This window comes from Pseudovibrio sp. Tun.PSC04-5.I4 (assembly GCF_900104145.1).
In the GTDB taxonomy this organism is placed as follows: domain Bacteria; phylum Pseudomonadota; class Alphaproteobacteria; order Rhizobiales; family Stappiaceae; genus Pseudovibrio.
In genome coordinates, this window is sequence record NZ_FNLB01000006.1 from 786,202 (window position 1) to 801,926 (window position 15,725).

The 15,725-nt window shown below is 54.2% G+C and carries 20 protein-coding genes; 17 read left to right on the top strand and 3 right to left on the bottom strand.

The features are described from left to right. Positions 1-88 precede the first annotated feature (88 nt). Positions 89-1,006 carry a hypothetical protein gene (locus BLS62_RS08695; protein ID WP_208990759.1) on the top strand — a complete coding sequence of 306 codons (918 nt, stop codon included), beginning with the start codon at positions 89-91 and terminating at the stop codon, positions 1,004-1,006. Positions 1,007-1,060: 54 nt separating this feature from the next. Here BLS62_RS08695 and BLS62_RS08700 read toward each other — a convergent pair whose 3' ends face one another. The 3 genes from BLS62_RS08700 to BLS62_RS08710 are packed head-to-tail and all read right to left on the bottom strand — an operon-like array spanning position 1,061 to position 4,583. Then, entirely contained in the window at positions 1,061-1,651 is a 591-nt protein-coding gene (locus BLS62_RS08700) for a DUF1254 domain-containing protein (protein ID WP_093179448.1), read from the bottom strand. Further along, a complete protein-coding gene (locus BLS62_RS08705; protein WP_093179451.1) occupies positions 1,648-2,349 on the bottom strand; it encodes a DUF1214 domain-containing protein in 702 nt (233 codons plus the stop codon). The genes BLS62_RS08700 and BLS62_RS08705 overlap by 4 nt, the downstream gene beginning before the upstream one ends. Then, on the bottom strand, positions 2,346-4,583 hold the full coding sequence (locus tag BLS62_RS08710; RefSeq protein WP_093179455.1) for a transglycosylase domain-containing protein: 2,238 nt from the start codon (positions 4,581-4,583) through the stop codon (positions 2,346-2,348). The genes BLS62_RS08705 and BLS62_RS08710 overlap by 4 nt, the downstream gene beginning before the upstream one ends. A gap of 128 nt (positions 4,584-4,711) precedes the next feature. Between BLS62_RS08710 and BLS62_RS08715 the strand changes: the two genes are divergently transcribed. The 16 genes from BLS62_RS08715 (at position 4,712) to BLS62_RS08790 (ending at position 15,723) form a co-directional block, all read left to right on the top strand. Beyond that, positions 4,712-5,191, top strand: a complete 480-nt coding sequence (locus tag BLS62_RS08715; protein WP_093179457.1) for a YcgN family cysteine cluster protein — start codon at positions 4,712-4,714, stop codon at positions 5,189-5,191. A 410-nt stretch (positions 5,192-5,601) separates the two neighbouring features. Further along, entirely contained in the window at positions 5,602-6,138 is a 537-nt protein-coding gene (locus BLS62_RS08720; protein WP_208990760.1) for a hypothetical protein, read from the top strand. Further along, positions 6,071-7,402, top strand: a complete 1,332-nt coding sequence (locus BLS62_RS08725; protein WP_244283564.1) for a DNA-packaging protein — start codon at positions 6,071-6,073, stop codon at positions 7,400-7,402. The genes BLS62_RS08720 and BLS62_RS08725 overlap by 68 nt, the downstream gene beginning before the upstream one ends. A gap of 105 nt (positions 7,403-7,507) precedes the next feature. Further along, positions 7,508-8,686, top strand: a complete 1,179-nt coding sequence (locus BLS62_RS08730) for a phage portal protein (protein ID WP_093179463.1) — start codon at positions 7,508-7,510, stop codon at positions 8,684-8,686. Continuing rightward, positions 8,679-8,867 carry a hypothetical protein gene (locus BLS62_RS08735; protein ID WP_093179466.1) on the top strand — a complete coding sequence of 63 codons (189 nt, stop codon included), beginning with the start codon at positions 8,679-8,681 and terminating at the stop codon, positions 8,865-8,867. The genes BLS62_RS08730 and BLS62_RS08735 overlap by 8 nt, the downstream gene beginning before the upstream one ends. Positions 8,868-8,915: 48 nt before the next feature. Further along, a complete protein-coding gene (locus tag BLS62_RS08740; RefSeq protein WP_208990761.1) occupies positions 8,916-9,569 on the top strand; it encodes an HK97 family phage prohead protease in 654 nt (217 codons plus the stop codon). Between the two features lie 87 nt (positions 9,570-9,656). After that, positions 9,657-10,994, top strand: a complete 1,338-nt coding sequence (locus BLS62_RS08745) for a phage major capsid protein (protein ID WP_093179468.1) — start codon at positions 9,657-9,659, stop codon at positions 10,992-10,994. Between the two features lie 39 nt (positions 10,995-11,033). Further along, positions 11,034-11,606 carry a head-tail connector protein gene (locus BLS62_RS08750; protein WP_093179471.1) on the top strand — a complete coding sequence of 191 codons (573 nt, stop codon included), beginning with the start codon at positions 11,034-11,036 and terminating at the stop codon, positions 11,604-11,606. Positions 11,607-11,620: 14 nt separating this feature from the next. Next, positions 11,621-11,941: a phage head closure protein gene (locus BLS62_RS08755; protein WP_159436512.1), complete on the top strand. Its 321-nt coding sequence runs from the start codon at positions 11,621-11,623 to the stop codon at positions 11,939-11,941. Beyond that, positions 11,928-12,341: a DUF3168 domain-containing protein gene (locus BLS62_RS08760; protein WP_093179477.1), complete on the top strand. Its 414-nt coding sequence runs from the start codon at positions 11,928-11,930 to the stop codon at positions 12,339-12,341. Before BLS62_RS08755 ends, BLS62_RS08760 begins: the two co-directional genes overlap by 14 nt. Positions 12,342-12,357: 16 nt before the next feature. Continuing rightward, entirely contained in the window at positions 12,358-12,774 is a 417-nt protein-coding gene (locus tag BLS62_RS08765) for a phage major tail protein, TP901-1 family (protein WP_093179480.1), read from the top strand. Between the two features lie 10 nt (positions 12,775-12,784). After that, positions 12,785-13,162 carry a gene transfer agent family protein gene (locus BLS62_RS08770; RefSeq protein ID WP_093179484.1) on the top strand — a complete coding sequence of 126 codons (378 nt, stop codon included), beginning with the start codon at positions 12,785-12,787 and terminating at the stop codon, positions 13,160-13,162. Next, positions 13,162-13,380: a phage tail assembly chaperone gene (locus BLS62_RS08775; RefSeq protein WP_093179486.1), complete on the top strand. Its 219-nt coding sequence runs from the start codon at positions 13,162-13,164 to the stop codon at positions 13,378-13,380. The genes BLS62_RS08770 and BLS62_RS08775 overlap by 1 nt, the downstream gene beginning before the upstream one ends. A 13-nt stretch (positions 13,381-13,393) precedes the next feature. Continuing rightward, on the top strand, positions 13,394-13,942 hold the full coding sequence (locus BLS62_RS08780; protein WP_093179489.1) for a phage tail tape measure protein: 549 nt from the start codon (positions 13,394-13,396) through the stop codon (positions 13,940-13,942). A 210-nt stretch (positions 13,943-14,152) separates the two neighbouring features. Next, positions 14,153-14,797, top strand: a complete 645-nt coding sequence (locus BLS62_RS08785; protein ID WP_093179492.1) for a DUF2460 domain-containing protein — start codon at positions 14,153-14,155, stop codon at positions 14,795-14,797. Between the two features lie 38 nt (positions 14,798-14,835). Continuing rightward, entirely contained in the window at positions 14,836-15,723 is an 888-nt protein-coding gene (locus BLS62_RS08790) for a DUF2163 domain-containing protein (protein ID WP_093179495.1), read from the top strand. The last annotated feature ends 2 nt before the right edge of the window (positions 15,724-15,725 follow it).

The window sequence follows — 15,725 nt, forward strand, 5'->3', positions numbered from 1 at the left end:
GGTGTTATTCGGGTGGTTGAAAAGCACTCGGAATACGAGCGGGACTAGCGCTCTGCAAACTTTGCCTGTATTCCCGGTGTACTGAACAATGGGACGCGAAGTTATGGGGCATATCTGTAGGACGGGATTGGACGGTGAGGGGGACAACTCTACCCTGCTAATCCGTATACTCAACGCCGCTCCAGAGCAGCAGAAAGCACAACGCACATGTGTGCCCGGCTTGATATTACTTGTCACCGCCAGCCTTCTCCTGACAGCTTGTGCGCGTCCCAAAGGCGATTTTGGTCGCGCAAAGCCTAATGTTTTGCATGACCGTGTCGCCAAAGATCTGGGCATGCTCTATCGCTATTCCCAAAAGCAGGATGTTTCCAATCTCAATCTGACCGATCAGGAAACTGAACTGAGGGATAGAGGCTGGACACTGGTGATACCTCCGTCCTCTGAAGATTGGATTGGGGCGAATAAAGCGCAATTGCAGCGACAGGGTTTTCTCAAGGATCCATATGCTGAGATGAATCCCTCCAGTTACTACGTCTACCTGCGTTCAGATAAATACCGCTCCAGCGAAACCCGTTATTCCCGTTTGATCGATGACATGAACGCTGAGCGTAAGTTGCTGCCTCCGTTTTGTAAGATCGCACGGAAGGTACTGGTGAGCGATCATGAACGTCTTGATGCGCTCAAGCGCCAGACTGATGTGAACCCGCAGTTTGCAACGGGTGTAAGGGCACGCACGAAGGAGAATAAGACCTTCGTAGATTGGGTGTTGCGCGCAACCGGAAGACGTCTGCAAGCCTATCAAATGGCTATCAACGCTCTTGAAATTGAAACGCCCTCACCTAAACAGATCTGGGATGCAAGCCACGGCTTTGAACTGCTTCGGCGTGAATACGAAGAGCTGCCGTCAAAATGTTATGCAGAAATGAAACCACGCAAAGAGCCTGAAATGAAGCCCTCTCGCATATTCACGGGTTGGGGGCTTGAAAGACCCGCTCCGCAGAAGTAGCCCGCAAGGGAGGTTCCTTCTGAAAAGTGGGTTCTGTGGCGCGGTAAACTGAGCCTAAGCGTTTGGTAGGCCAGAACATGTCGCACTGCGCAGCGCCTCAGCTATCCTTGGCAAATACGCACTGGAGGGAACAAACGCCCGAAAGAGCGCAAAGCCCTTCAGCTCGTTGGTCTCCACCACAATGATCTCTTCCAGATTATCCGGCGGGTTTTCACGCAAAATCGAAAGTTGCTGCGGTGTAAGCACCAGCATGGTCACCACTTCCCCCTCAGAGGTGCGGTCATTGAGGCTGTAGGTCACCTGACCCTTTTCGTTAAACAGGCCGAGAGACCAGAACGGAGAAGGAGCAACAGCACGCACCACCAAAGGACCGTTTTCAAGGGAATAACGGCAGATTGCATGGCGCATAGACGGATCAAGGTCTGGCAAAGGTTCACTACGTGGCAGGATTGGCGGCAGAACTTGAAAGCTCCGGTCCATGCCAAAACTTCCCACCCGTTCATAGGGGGAGTGAGGCACATAACCCGGCACATTCAGGAGTATGGCAACATGAATTATCCCCGCAACGAAAAGCCCGCCGATGCCCCAAAGAATCCATCGTGGTGAAATGTAGATGTTCCGCAGTGATTTTAGAAAATCGGTCACCGGCAACCCACCCGTTCTACAGATGGCATGATGGGAGCATTCAGGCCGGCGCCGGTTGTGTAGGGAGTATCATAAAGCCGCATGGCAAAGACGAGCCCGTTATACCCGCCGGTTGGCAGCCAGTTCCCCGGACGGGCTACAGGTGATACCTGGATAGCAAACCCTCCAGTGTCATCCATCAGGATCCCCTGACTATGCAAGGAAGCGCGGCCCGCATCTGTTGCCAACAGCTCCAGTGCGTTGTTCAAAGCTGTGATGGTCCAAAGTCGGGTCGCAAGTGCCTTGCCATAAATTCTGTAGTCGCATTGAGGGTTTAGCGCCCGTCCACTACTGTCAAACGCTGCATAAAAGGCAATTCCCTCACCACTGCCCAACGGTACGCGGCCTGTTCGAGCAAAGATGGCTGTACTGTAAGGGTCACTGGAAACAGTGCCTGCATAGGGGTGTGCAATCCAAACCCCACTTTCAAGCGCGTTAAAAGGAGAGCCACGGTTGAGGGAAAGGTAGGCACTGCCTATCCCCACTGTCAAAGCTATCAAGACAGAGAATAAAAACGGTCCGAATGAGAAGAAAGGCGCTTTGTAAAGCAGCGGTGAAATATGCGGCCAAGGTTTTTGCCAGGAGGTTTCCGGGTCAAAAACCTGCTGTTCATTCGGTTCTGGAAACGCCACAAGAGGCATATGCACTGTGTGTGTCATTGGGTATAAGTCACGCCCGCTGCTGCGTCAGAGCCCAGCTGAGCCTGCACATTGAAATTCGTATTTGTATTGAATGGAAGCGTTTGTAGCCGTTTGCCAAGTGCGTCCAGCACCTGTTGAGAGCTTCTGTTCAACAACTCTGGAGGGCCGGTCACTTCCCTGTCACTGAGGGAATTATTTGCTATGACGGCCTTGCCTTCAGGGGCTTCAACACCGGGCATAGGTTTTAATTCCAAGCCCTGATGAGCATAGGTCATAAATTTGCCCCAGGTCATAGCGGGCAGGCTGCCACCAGTCATCCGGCGCGTGGGGGAATAGTCATCATTGCCGTACCACACAGCAGCAGATAGATTGCCCGTATAGCCAACAAACCAGGCATCACGATAGGCTTGTGTTGTCCCTGTTTTGCCAGCAGCAGTTATACCCTCAAGTTGTGCTCGGCGGCCAGTGCCCCGTTCAATAACGTTCACCAGCACATCGTTCATCATTGCGACCTTATCAAATGGCAGAATTCGGAGAGCTGGGCCAACGTCTCGCTCATGACTGTAAAGCACTTCCCCTTTGGAGTTGCGTAGTTCCAATACACCGTAAGGGTCCACTTTCTTCCCGCCGGAACCAAAGGCTGCATAAGAACTAGCCATATCCAGAACGGTCACCTCAGAAACGCCAAGCGGCATCGCACGGGTGATTTTTAGCTCGCTGTTGATACCCATCATGTAAGCCGTGGTCGCGATTTTATCGCGCCCGATGGCCTGCGCCAAACGCACAGGAATGGTGTTAATGGACTTGGTAAGCGCCGTTTTGAGCGTAACAGGACCTGCGTAACCGCGGGTATAGTTACGCGGGCTCCAGCCACCAATGCTAATAGGGCGATCGGGGACAACGCTGTCACTCTCATATCCATTGAGGAATGCCGCCATATACACGAAGGGCTTGAAGGACGAACCCGGCTGACGCAGAGCATCTGTCGCGCGGTTAAACTGACTCTCATCATAATCGCGTCCGCCAACCATGCTGCGCACGGCGCCTTCAGTGGTAACAACTGCCATGGCCGCTTCTTCCACACCGTAGCGCTCGCTGTACTGGCGCAGGATACTCTCAACACTGTTGACGGCTTCCCGCTGGAAACCGGGGTCGAGGGTTGTGCGAACTGAGATAACACGATCGTTTTTCAACTCAGGGTATTGAGAAGCAAGTTTTTTGACCTCTTCAAAGGCCCAATCAAGAAAATGGTCGGGAGCTTCACTCTTGGTGCGGTCAATCGCTTCGGCTGGGTTGCGCCGTGCCGCAATAACTTGCCCCTCTGACATGAAGCCGGCCTGCACGATATTCGTCAGCACCTCATTGGCACGTGCGCGGGCAGCGGGTAGGTTTTTATGTGGAGCGTACTTGGAAGGGGCTTTGTAAAGCCCTGATAACATAGCAGCTTCTGCGAGTGTGATCTCGCGGACATCTTTGTCGAAATAAAACTCGGAAGCTGCAGCAACGCCAAATGTTCCCGCACCCATGTAGGCGCGATCAAGGTACAGTTTGAGGATTTCTCGTTTGGAAAGGTTCATTTCCAGCCAGAGAGCGAGGTAAGCTTCTTTGATTTTGCGTTGTAGTGTGCGTTCGTTTGAAAGGAACAGGTTTTTTGCAAGCTGCTGTGTAATCGAGGAGCCACCCTGCACAACGGAGCGGGCTTTAACGTTGGCAACCATTGCACGGAAGGTACCAAAAAAGTCGATTCCCATATGATTAAAGAATCGACGATCCTCTGTTGCCAGTGTTGCTTGAATCATATGGTCCGGAATCTCATCGAGTGGAACTTTGTCATTGAGCAGGATGCCGCGCTTGCCAAGCGGGTTTCCAAACCGGTCAAAGAAACTGATAGAAAAATCTGATGTGGTTTTCCAGTCTGTGCGTTCTGTTGCTTTGAAGGCAGGCTGCGCAAAGGCAAGCATGATGAGAAAACCAAAGGCACAATAAGTCAGCCCTTCAGAGGCAAGACCTGCAATCCATTTAGAAGGTCCGCGCAGGGTAAACCGGCGCATAAAGGCGGAGTATCCGCGAAAGAAGACGCCGAGAAACTGCGTCCCGCGCCAGATAGCAGAATCCAGCCATGCATCGGTTGCAAGCATGCGCTGGGATAAATCGTGAAGGGTAGATGAGCGTCCCTCACGCTTTTTATTCATCTTTTCAGCAGAATTATCCGTGACATTCTGCTTTTCGCTGCTATCAGAGTTTTCTTCCAAACCGATTACCCGTACTACCGGTCACATCCCTGAAGGCACTTGGGGGATTATGAACCAAAACTGACAAACCTGTTAAAATGACATCCTCGCGAACTTCCAATTGGAATTTTGCATTGAGAGCGACAAAAATGGTACCCGTAAACTCTGAGAGTCACCGCCCTTTCTGGCAAACGAAAACCCTTGAGGACATGACCCATGACGAATGGGAGAGCCTCTGTGATGGTTGTGGACGCTGCTGTTTGAACAAACTGGAAGATTGGGACACTGGTGCAATCTACTGGACAAACATCGCGTGTACTTTGCTAGATGGTACCACGTGTAGGTGCAAAAACTATGAAGATCGCTTCGATACAGTGCCAGATTGTGTGCAGCTTTCACCGGAAACTGTGAGAAATTTGAAATGGTTACCTCCAACATGCGCGTATCGTCTCGTTCGTGATGGCAAAGACCTGTACTGGTGGCATCCGCTTGTCTCCCAAGATCCTCAGTCCGTTCATGACGCGGGAATTTCAGTCAAAAACCAGACCATCAGCGAAGATGGGATGGAGCCTGAAGAATATGAGAAATTCCTCATCGAATGGCCTGAAGAGCCGGGCGATACTGAATGATCCTGCAAAATTACTTTTCGTTTCAATAGGCTTCTCCACAAGGGGAGGCGGGGATAACTCCAAAGTCTCTATGTCTTACTGCAACGCAGATCTCACAGGATCTGCGTTGAAATGCCCATATCCATCAATCCCTTGCCGTCCAAACAGATCGCACTGAACTTATCCTGCAATTTTAGCGCGAGAAGGGGATAAGTGTCCATTCTCAATTTGGCCAAATAACTAGGAATATAATCTTGACATCGCACCGCTGATCAGGTAGGTTTTAGGCATGCTAGAGAAAGTGTAAGTGACACCGCAATCGCAATGTTGCGTAGCTGGATCGATCTCTGGCCTTTATATATTTAGCGAATTCGCAAGCTGCCTCTGTTTCAAAGGGCGGCTTTTTTTGTGCCTGATGGATGGAGGTGCAGATGCCCTCAGAACCAAAACATCAAACCCCAACCGAGCCGGTATCAGATGAGCCAGCCCAGCTTGGTCAACGTCACCGTGTTTCTGCCGAGGTTTGGCAAACAGTGCGCCGCATGGTGGAAGACGACGCAATCTCCATTGCAGATATCGCCCGCAAAACCGGTCTGCCGGAAACCACAATCACCAGTAAAGTGAGGCGGGAAGGGTGGCTGCGAAAATGGCAGGTGGCACAAGAATTGGCAGGAGCGGAACCGGAAGAACGCAGGCGTTTGATCGCTCGGCTCTACAAAGCATTTGAGAAACAAGTCACGGCATTAGAAACCCGCTTGAAAGACCTGACAGGGAACCGGGAGAGTGCCGCAAACGAGATGGATGTCGCCGCCAAAGCAATCACCAGCCTCGCCAAGACGCTGGATATGCTCATTGACCTACAGGATGCACACGGTGTGAACGAGCAGAAGGAGGGAAGCGATGATGAACTGCGACAACAGCTTTCGCGCAAAATTGCAAGCTTGTGTGGCGCAGGGCAAACTTCCTGATTTTGTTGCTGCTCTTACCTCCGATGAGTTGAGATATTTGCAATATAATTGGCACCTGTTTTCCCATGCTCATCAGCTCCCGCCAGCAGGCAACTGGCTCACATGGGTACTGATGGGCGGACGTGGGTGCGGCAAAACCAGAGCAGGTGCAGAGTGGGTGCGCGGCAAAGTATCCGGTGAGCATTGGGCAGGCCCCAAAGCTGGCAATGTCGCGCTGATCGGCCAGACCTATGCAGATGTGCGAGAGGTGATGATTGAGGGTGTCTCCGGTTTGCTATCAGTCCATCCGCCAAATCAGAAACCTCAATGGAACTCCTCACGCCGCCGGTTGGAGTGGCCCAACGGAGCGGTTGCCAGGGCGTTTTCCTCAGAGGATCCAGAGGCATTGCGCGGCCCCCAATTTGACGCCGCCTGGTGCGATGAAGCAGGCAAGTGGAGCAACGCAACTGAAACCTTCGATATGCTGCAATTCGGGTTACGGCTAGGCACGCAACCGCAACAGCTGGTCACGACAACACCCAAGCCAACGCCGCTTATCAAGGCGCTGATAGCAGGAGAAAACACCGTCATCACTAAGGCCGCAACCAAAGCCAATGCCGCTTTCCTGGCGGAGGGGTTTTTAAAACAGATGGCGACCCGGTACGGCGGCACACGGCTCGGCCGACAGGAGCTGGATGGCGAGCTGATTGAGGACCGCGAGGATGCCTTGTTTGCCCGTAAATGGTTTGAGGCCGGACGCGTAAAACACCTGCCGGAGCTGCAACGCATTGTGGTTGCTATAGACCCCCCAGCCACATCCGGTAAGCGGGCCGATGCCTGCGGGATTGTTGCAACGGGAATAACGGAGACAGGGGACCTCTACGTGCTGCGCGATAGAACAGCACAAGGTCTGCGTCCCTCAGTTTGGGCGCAGCGGGCACTGTCGCTTTACCATGAACTGAGTGCAGATTGCCTTCTCGCTGAGGTTAATCAAGGCGGCGAAATGGTGCGTGAAGTCATCGCTGGATGTGATGACAGTGTGCCGGTTAAATCCGTCCATGCAACCCATAGCAAACGCCGCAGAGCAGAGCCGGTTGCTTTGTTATATGAGCAAGGCCGCGTCCATCATTGCGGAGTGTTTCCCGAACTGGAAGACGAACTCGCCGACTTTGGAGTGGATGGCTTGAGCAACGGTAAATCACCGGACCGGCTGGATGCATTGGTCTGGTCCATTGCAGAGCTGACGTCTCGCAAAGCGGGCAAACCGCGCATGCGAACTCTCTGAAATGCCAGTTTCAGAGCATAAAGCTAAGTCACCTTGGTGGGTTGCTCTGTACTCGAAATGGTATGATTCAAAACTTTAAGTTTAAGCGAAAAGGACTCTAATTACATGGGGTTACGCGGACTTCTAGACTCGATACTTTCGCCCGCTTCAGAGCAAAAAGCATCACGAACTCAATCTGTTGCTTCAATCCGATTTGGTGAAGGGGCCATCTGGACACCTCGAAACTACGCCTCCCTTATAGACCAAGGATATTTGCGAAATACGATCGCTTACCGGTGCGTACGGCTTATCTCAGAAGCATCTGCCAACGTGCGCCTCAACCTCAAAGTCGGAGATCGTGAGTTGGACACTCATCCGCTGCTGGACCTGATCGCAAGACCAGCTCCTATGCGCACTGGCCTGTCCTTGTTGGAGGAGGTTTACGGTTACTTGCTCGTAGCTGGCAATGCTTATTTGGAGGTTGTCTCTCTGCAAGGAGAACCGCACGAACTCCACGCTCTGCGACCCGACCGTATGAAGGTACTGGTGGATGAGGCGGGTTGGATTGAAGCCTACCAATACAAGGTGGCAGGGCGCGCTGTGGAGCTGCGAAAGGCGGAGGGCGATAAGCTTGAGCCGGTGCTGCACATCAAGCTCTTCAATCCGCTCAATGATCATTACGGCTTTGCTCCCCTTGAGGCGGCACAAGTGGCGCTCGATATCCATAATGCGGCAGGTGAATGGAACAAGTCACTGCTGGACAATGCAGCCTGCCCAACCGGTGCTCTTATCTATGGGGCCGGGGATGCCATGAACATGACGGACGACCAGTTCGACCGGCTCAAGGCGGAGCTGGAAAGCTCGTACCAAGGCGCAAAAAATGCAGGCCGTCCCATGCTGCTGGAAGGGGGACTGGATTGGAAACAGATGGGCATGTCGCCGCGTGATATGGACTTCATTGAACTGAAGAACATGGCCGCGCGCGAGGTGGCTCTGGCCTTTGGTGTGCCGCCCATGTTGCTCGGCATTCCGGGCGATAACACCTACGCCAACTATCAGGAAGCCAACCGCGCCTTCTGGCGGCTAACGGTATTGCCATTGGTCGCCCGTGTCCTTTCCGAAATCTCCGGCTGGCTGTCTGCTGCCTATGGGGAGCCGTTGAAGCTGGAAGCAGATCTGGATGCCATTGAAGCGTTGGCGCACGAGCGTAAAGCGCTGTGGGACAGAGTAACCGCTGCGGACTTCCTCTCGCGAGATGAAAAGCGGCTTGCTGTTGGCTACGGCGTGGAAGGTGCAGATGAGTGAGCTACTGCTCCTGCTCAGTGAACAAGGCGATCTGGCGCATATGGTGCTGGGTGCATGGGCGGGCACCTCAACCTCACTGTTGGTGTGGGTGCTCAAACAGGTCATTCGCTTCAATCGCCGCTTTGAGGAATTCATGGCGGAGCTGGAAAAACTCAACCAAATGCTGCTTGCAGATACCTGATGCCGTGCTCTTTTAACAGTTGAGGTTACGTCAAATACTAGGGAGTCTATGGCGTTCCCAACGCGCAAAAACGTGGGCGAGAACTACCATGAAAACAGAACACAACCGAGCGCCACTGGCAAAGGAAAGGGCCGAACCGCAACCACCTGCACAAACCTTTGCCAACTTCACACAAGCCATTGCGGGGCTTCTGGCTCAGCGCCGCACACACCAACCACCACCAGAAAAACAAAACGGGATGTGGAGCAGGGAATCGCAATAAGGGAGGCGGACAATTTGAACACAGAACACCCCATTGCCATAGAAGGGTATGCCAGCCGGTTTGAACTTTCCGATCAGGGGGGAGATGTCATGCGGCGTGGTGCATTTCAAAACTCGCTGCACGGGCGCAATCTGTCGGATGTCAAAATGCTCTGGCAACATGATCCAACAGTCCCAATCGGCAAATGGCTGCATATTCAGGAGGACAGCGTCGGCCTGTTTGTAAAAGGGGTGCTGTATCCGGGCATCTTGCAAGGGCAACAAGCCATCGCCATGGTGCGGGCTGGCATATTGGATGGCCTGTCCATCGGCTTTAAAACCCGCAAGGCTAGGCGAGATAATAGAACGGGCCGCCGCGATGTACTGGCAGTCGATCTCTGGGAGATCTCACTGGTCACATTCCCGCTGTTGTCATCAGCGCGTTTGTCGGTCGTCGCCTGAATCTCAAACAACTGAACGTTAATTGCGTGTGGCGTCATCCAGATGCCGCAGAGCGCACTCATGTGCTAGCGAAGGGAATAAAATCCTATGAAATCCGCATGTAATCCGACCTTGGAAACCAAGGACTTTGCACGGGAGGCCGCCAACAAAGCAGCTCCTCTTGCCAATACCGGCCATGTCACAGGGCAACTCACCGCCTATTCCGCTGTGCCAGCCAGTGCCGCCAGTTTTGAACAGCTGGGCAATGCGTACACAGAATACACGCAGACCAATGATGCGCGGCTGGAGGAGTTGGAGCAAAAATCCAGCGCAGATACGCTTTTGGATGAAAAACTGGCGCGGCTGGATGAGATTATTGATGGGCAACTGCGCCGGATCAATGAGGTTCAACTCAAATCACAGCGCTTGCCTCGTTCTGCGCCGGAAACTGGCCATAGCCAAACGGTTGAGGGCGAACATAAAACCGCCTTTGACACGTATATGCGCGAAGGCCGAGAAACGCAGCTCAAAGCCTTGGAACAAAAGGCAATGTCCGCTGGCTTGTCCGCAGATGGCGGTTATCTGCTGCCGGAGCAACTGGAAACAGACATTCTGCGCCGTCTCACATCTTTGTCTCCCATCCGATCCATTGCCGCAATCCGCAAGATTTCCGGTCCGTCTTATCGCCGCCCTGTCGTCAAAACCAACCCAACGGCGGATTGGGAAGGCGAAACAGACAGCAGAGCGGAAACACCCGGCATGAAGTTTGAAATGCGGGAGGTGAAGATATTCGAGCTCGCCGCCATGCCTGCGGTCACCCAAACCCTGCTGGACGATGCCGCCGTCAATATGGGCGAGATTTTGGCAGAGGAGGTAGAGACTGCCTTTGCAGAGAAGGAGTCCAGCGCTTTCCTCAATGGCAATGGCACATCCGAACCTCTAGGACTGCTCAAAGGCACCGTTCATGGAACACTGGATGATACAGGCGTTTCCATTGGTTCCATAAAGACCGGCGCAGCTGGTGCGTTTGCCTCCTCCAACGGAGGGGATGTTCTCATCTCACTGATCTACGGGGTGAAAACGGCAGCCCGCCGCAATGCGCGTTTCCTCCTCAACCGCAGAACCCAAGCGGCTCTGCGTAAGCTGAAAGACGGACAGGGCAATTACCTGTGGCAGCCACCAGTCACCGCAGGCGCTGACCCAAGCTTGATGGGTTTTCCGGTCACAGAGGCAGAACACATGCCGGATATGACGGCAGGCTCTAACCCCTACGCCATCGCTTTTGGTGATTTCCATCGTGGTTACATGGTGGTGGACCGGGTCGGCATCTCAGTGCTGCGAGATCCGTATACCAGCAAGCCCAACGTGCTGTTTTACATCACCAAACGCGTGGGCGGCGGCATCATGGATTATGACGCCTACAAGCTGATCAACTTCAGCGCCTAACCATTATCACTCTGAAATTTTGAAGAAGGAGGGGCCGCCGTGACGGCTATACTCACAGTGCCACCGGCTCTGGAGCCGGTTTCGCTTGCTCAGGCGCACGCGCAATTGCGGGTCTCGCACACCCATGAGGATGACCTGGTCACACGGTTGATCAAGTCGGCTCGGGAGCATGTGGAGACCATCACACGGCGGGCTCTCATTCATCAGGAATGGCGGGTGCTGCTGGATACCGCACCAGCTGACAGGCTTATACGGCTGCCCGTTGCCCCTGTGGCAGAGGTGCTCCGGGTCTACGTGTATGACCGGGAAGGCAATCAACGGCTGTTATCGGCCTCAGATTACCAGACGGATCTGGCGGGTAACCCAGCACGCCTGCGGTTTAAGGCCGGAGCCATTGGATGTCTGCGAGATCTCAATGGCATCGAGGTTGACTTCAAAGCAGGGTACGGCGCGGGGGCGTCCGCCGTCCCCGCTGGCCTGCAAACCGCCATCCTGATGTTGATGGGCTTCTGGTACGAGCGCCGCACGATGCTGGAAGAAGACCGCCTGACTGGACTAATGCCCCACGGCTTTGAGGCAGCACTGTCCCCCTATAAGGTTTTGAAAATATGAGGGCGGCAGGCAGGTTGAATGAGCCACTGCTGCTGCTGCGTTCAGAACAGACCCAGGCAACAGATGGCACCATCACACGTTCATACCAACAGGTCGCCATGGTGTGGGGAGAGGTGAAATCCACGGCAGGTAGTGAGGCGCTCACAGCTGGGCGGCTCTCATCAAGTTATCCCCTAACCATCACCATTCGCCGCAGAACGGATGTGGAGGAAGGCTGGCGGGTGGAGCGCGACGATCAAAGCTTGCGGGTCAAAGCAGTTGAGCCAGCCGGGGTGTCTGCCGCCTTCATGCGGCTGAGTTGTGAGTTGGAGGAAGGCCGTGATGGGGGAGCTTGACTACAGAAAAGCCTTGTTTCAAGCCATCCATGCCAAGACAGGACTGGCAGCTTATCTGGGGGATCCGTTGCGGGTGTTTGATGGTGTCCCGCGCGGCGCAAAATTACCCTACGCCACGTTAGAGGCTGTCTCAACCCAGTTGCTCACCGGGCATCTGGAGGAGGGCGGACGCATGAGCGGCTCCATTGGCATCTATTCCCGCCATCCAGATCGCTCCGAAATCCTCCAAGTTCTGCAAATACTCAGCGAGGTTCTGGAAGCTGGCGTATCGCCCGCCGCACCTCATGAAAGCGCAGGGCTCACCATGAGCGAAACCAGCTGCCGCCGCTTGCCAGATGGCCGCACTTGGTACGGGCGCATCAAGTTCACAGTTCTGCTTGAAGAAAACCAAGCGGCATAAACAGGAGGGACTACACATGGTCGCACAGGCGGGAAAAGATCTCCTGTTGAAGCTGGATTATGCGGGCTCAGGCACGTTTGAAAGCGTTGCAGGCCTGCGCAGCAGGCGCTTGGCGCTCAACGCAAGCCCGGTTGATATCACTGATGCCCAAAGCGTAGGCCGCTGGCGGGAGCTGTTGGCAGGCGCTGCCACACGGCACGCCTCCCTGTCGGGCAGTGGCCTGTTCCGTAACAAAGCCTCCGCTGAAAAGGTGCGCAGCGCTTTCTTTGCCGGAGAGTTGAAAAACTGGCAACTCATCCTGCCCGGTTTCGGTACGTTGGAAGGCCCGTTCCACCTCTCGGCACTGGAGTATTCCGGCGACTATCGCTCTGAAGTCACCTTCGAGATTGCGCTGGAATCGGCAGGTCCTCTCACATTCACCCCAACCCCCTGAGGAATGCATTATGGAAAGACCCTCATACAGACGCGGTGCCAACGCACGGCGCGGAGAGATCATTGCCGAACTGGCCGGGAAACCGCAAATCCTCGTCCTCACACTGGGGGCACTCGCCGAGCTGGAAGACGCCTTTGCCTGCGAGAACCTGCAGGCGCTGACTGAGCGTTTCACCTCCGGCTCCCTGAGCGCAACAGACATCATCAAGGTGTTGGGCGCAGGTCTACGCGGAGGTGGTCTACTCGTTGAAAATGAGGAGGTCGCCGGGATGCCGTGTGAAGGCGGTATTCCAGTCTTGGCAAGGCTGGCGGGAGAGCTGCTGGTCGCAACCTTTGCCCCGGAAACCAAACCAACAGCAGATCAGGGCGAGCACCACCCGCGCCCGTAATACGCGAGAGACCTTCAAACCAGCCCGCTGCCCAGTCTTTCCCATGGCGTGATCTTTTTTACAAAGCCAGCCGGGAACTTGGGTGGTCCTCTCGCACATTCTGGCAAGCAACCCCAACCGAGTTGGCCATGGCGCTGTTTCCTGAAAAGCCAAACGGATCTGCCGTTATGGAGCGGGAAACGCTGGAACAGCTCCTCACTCAGTTCCCAGATATTTAGGAGGGTTTAGGCAATGGCCTCTAACAACAATGAAACCATAGATGTGAGCGAAGCACGGGAGCTGGAAGCAACCATGCAGGAGGTGAGTTCACTGGCTAAAGAATTCTCCTCCGAGCTGAGTAAAGGCCTGCAAAGCGCTGTAGTCTCAGGCAAGGATCTGCAATCAATCCTCTCCAAAGTCGCCCTCAATCTTTCCAACTCAGCCCTCAGCAGTGCCCTTAAACCGCTGGAAAATCTGCTCACCTCCAGCATCACATCGCTCATCAGCGGGCCATCAGCAGGCGTAACCCCCTTTGCCAAAGGCGGGGTCGTATCCTCACCCACCATGTTCGCTATGGGTGGCTCTGGTCTTGGTGTGATGGGAGAAGCGGGCACAGAGGCAATATTGCCCCTGCAACGGGGCAGCGATGGCCGCCTTGGAGTTGCAGCATCAGGAGGCGGGACACACCCCAACATCACAGTCAATGTGATGGCACAGGATGTACGCAGTTTTGAAAAATCTCAGGGGCAGATTGCGATGATAATGGCCCGCGCCACCGGACGGGGGCGACGCGGGCTATGACGCCGGCATTGAAGAGGAGGGACTCAAGGACCGACGTAGTTTTGCTACCGGACGGTGGCAGCAAACTTTGTGGAAAATACCGCTGTTCAGCAAAGAGGGAGGAGCTTGAACATTGGGCCTGCGCAAATCACGCAAACAAATTTCCCATGTCAAACCTCATAGATGCTTCGTGCAGTCCTAACCTTGAGCCAAGTCAAACAGGAGAGGGATATGCCCTTATGTTTTGTTGATGAACCATTCCCCCTTGGAATTTCCTTTGGGGCATCTGTCAGGGTTGAGAAACGCGCGCAGGTCTCCTCTCTGCTCAATGGCATGGAGATTCGGAATGCCATCTGGAAGGGCTCCCGCCGTCATTATGATGTGGGCACAGGCCTGCGCAGTTCAGCAGACCTGCACAGTGTCCTCGGGTTTTTCGAGAAGGTGGGAGGCCGCCTTTGTGGGTTTCGGTTTCGCGACCCAATGGAGCATAAATCCTGCGCGTTTGATGGCGTGCCCAGCGCCACTGACGCGGTGATTGGCGTTGGCGATGTAACCACCACAACGTTTCAACTGGTTAAACCTGTGGGCGTGGGGGCCAGCTTATGGCAGCGCAAAATATCAAAACCGGTGGTTGGTACGGTGAGTGTGGCCGTGGCGGGAATGACAAAGACCATCGGCAGCCATGTTCTGCTGGATCCGATGACCGGCCACCTTGAATTTCAAGAGGGACATATTCCCCTCAGTGAGGAAGTCGTGAGCGCAGGCTTTTTCTATGACACGCCCACCCGCTTTGAAGCTGATCATCTGGATATCAACCTGCTGCACTTTGAAGCCGGACAGGTGCCCAGCATTCCCCTCGTGGAAATTATCGGCTGATCTCATTTAACGCTCCTGCATATTGAAAGAGCAAACTCATGTTCAACGCTGCTTTGAAAGAACACCTGCAAGGGGATGGGCTCACTGTGGCCTATTGCTGGCAATTAAAAGCCAATAACGGGCACACCCTCGGCTTCACCAACCATGATCACGCGATTACCTTTGATGGAATGACCTTCGAGCCGGGATTCGGGTTTGATGGCACGCAAGCCAACGCGCAAGCTGAGTTTCAGGCAGGACAAGAAGAAGCCCTCGGCATTCTGTCCTCAGATAGCCTGAGCGAGCAGGACTTGTATGCTGGTCTTTGGGACAATGCAGCAGTTGAGGTCTACCTCGTCAACTGGCAAGCCCCGGATCAGCACCAGTTACTTCGCCGGGGAGATCTGGGAGAAGTCACAAGAGATACCAACGTATTTCGCGCAGAGTTTCGCTCACTGGCAGCGCGACTTTCAGCACCAAAGGGCAGGGTGCTCTCCCAGCAATGCCATGCAGACCTTGGTGATGCAAAGTGCGGTGTGGACCTGAGCGCAACAAAGAATACCCGCTCAGTCACCATCGCGAGACAAGATGCCAGCAAACACCTCATCATTGAGGCCAATGCCGATATCACCGCAGGCTGGTGGGCGTTTGGTAAACTCACTCTGTTGGCAGGCCCTTACAAGGATCAAGCTCTTCGTATTGCAGGCCATACAGCAGAGCAAGGCGAACATAGATTATCCCTTTGGTCGCCAATTTTGCTGGAATTGACCTTTCCCCTCGCAGCGAAAATCAGTGTTGGCTGCGATAAGAGCTGGGGCACATGCCAGTCACGGTTTCAAAACCACCAAAACTTTCGCGGCTTCCCTCATATGCCGGGCAATGATTTTATGCTGGCGGGACCAGAAAGCACCTCCGCTGGTAACAACGGCGCAAAGCTGGTGGGGTGAAA

What these genes read in the sequence shown, in the direction of transcription:
- BLS62_RS08695 (WP_208990759.1), top strand. Translation starts at nt 89, where the DNA reads ATGGGACGCGAAGTTATGGGGCATATCTGTAGGACGGGATTGGACGGT.
- BLS62_RS08705 (WP_093179451.1), bottom strand. Translation starts at nt 2,349, where the DNA reads ATGACACACACAGTGCATATGCCTCTTGTGGCGTTTCCAGAACCGAAT.
- BLS62_RS08715 (WP_093179457.1), top strand. Translation starts at nt 4,712, where the DNA reads ATGGTACCCGTAAACTCTGAGAGTCACCGCCCTTTCTGGCAAACGAAA.
- BLS62_RS08720 (WP_208990760.1), top strand. Translation starts at nt 5,602, where the DNA reads ATGCCCTCAGAACCAAAACATCAAACCCCAACCGAGCCGGTATCAGAT.
- BLS62_RS08725 (WP_244283564.1), top strand. Translation starts at nt 6,071, where the DNA reads ATGATGAACTGCGACAACAGCTTTCGCGCAAAATTGCAAGCTTGTGTG.
- BLS62_RS08730 (WP_093179463.1), top strand. Translation starts at nt 7,508, where the DNA reads ATGGGGTTACGCGGACTTCTAGACTCGATACTTTCGCCCGCTTCAGAG.
- BLS62_RS08735 (WP_093179466.1), top strand. Translation starts at nt 8,679, where the DNA reads ATGAGTGAGCTACTGCTCCTGCTCAGTGAACAAGGCGATCTGGCGCAT.
- BLS62_RS08740 (WP_208990761.1), top strand. Translation starts at nt 8,916, where the DNA reads ATGGCGTTCCCAACGCGCAAAAACGTGGGCGAGAACTACCATGAAAAC.
- BLS62_RS08745 (WP_093179468.1), top strand. Translation starts at nt 9,657, where the DNA reads ATGAAATCCGCATGTAATCCGACCTTGGAAACCAAGGACTTTGCACGG.
- BLS62_RS08760 (WP_093179477.1), top strand. Translation starts at nt 11,928, where the DNA reads ATGGGGGAGCTTGACTACAGAAAAGCCTTGTTTCAAGCCATCCATGCC.
- BLS62_RS08765 (WP_093179480.1), top strand. Translation starts at nt 12,358, where the DNA reads ATGGTCGCACAGGCGGGAAAAGATCTCCTGTTGAAGCTGGATTATGCG.
- BLS62_RS08770 (WP_093179484.1), top strand. Translation starts at nt 12,785, where the DNA reads ATGGAAAGACCCTCATACAGACGCGGTGCCAACGCACGGCGCGGAGAG.
- BLS62_RS08780 (WP_093179489.1), top strand. Translation starts at nt 13,394, where the DNA reads ATGGCCTCTAACAACAATGAAACCATAGATGTGAGCGAAGCACGGGAG.
- BLS62_RS08785 (WP_093179492.1), top strand. Translation starts at nt 14,153, where the DNA reads ATGCCCTTATGTTTTGTTGATGAACCATTCCCCCTTGGAATTTCCTTT.
- BLS62_RS08790 (WP_093179495.1), top strand. Translation starts at nt 14,836, where the DNA reads ATGTTCAACGCTGCTTTGAAAGAACACCTGCAAGGGGATGGGCTCACT.